The organism is Proteus sp. fly-1067, assembly GCF_040139345.1.
Classification (GTDB): Bacteria; Pseudomonadota; Gammaproteobacteria; order Enterobacterales; family Enterobacteriaceae; genus Proteus; species Proteus vulgaris_B.
In genome coordinates this window covers 1-522 of the sequence record NZ_JBEEUL010000278.1, presented here as the reverse complement: position 1 = coordinate 522, position 522 = coordinate 1, and the positions used below count along the sequence as shown (strand labels likewise).

At 38.9% G+C, this 522-nt stretch carries 1 protein-coding gene; it reads right to left on the bottom strand.

The features are described from left to right. The coding region (locus ABN217_RS20400; protein ID WP_349460027.1) for a TolC family protein at positions 1-522 on the bottom strand (522 nt) is incomplete at both ends.

Here is a 522-nt window from a genome sequence, read left to right as displayed (position 1 = left end):
ATACACCTGTTGATGCATTTAAATCGACAGTTGGTAAGTGGCCAGCTTGGGCTAATCGAATATTTTCGCGTGCTAAATCTTGGCCCAAACGTGCACTTAATAAACTTAAGTTACGTTCTTCCGCATCTTTTAGTAGTTTATCAATAGAGTCTGGTGATGTTGTTGAAAAACGACTGATGTTTAGAGATGCAAGATTTATGTAATAGATGCCACTGACTTGGCGTAGTTTTTCTAATGCATTATCTAATTGATTTCGGCCAGCGACCTCTTGTGCCAGTACGGTATCGTAATTTGCACGCGCATTTTGTACGTCAGTAATAGCCACTAACCCTACGTTAAAACGTTGTGTTGTTTGATCTAACTGGCGGTAGACTTGTTCTTTTTGCGCTTCGATAAATGATAATGAATCGATAGCACGCAAAACATCAAAATAAGCAGTAGCTGTATCTAAAATCAGTTTTTGCTGACTAGTTTGATAAGTGACATCGCTCATGCCCGCTGTTTTTTCTTGCAGGTTTAATT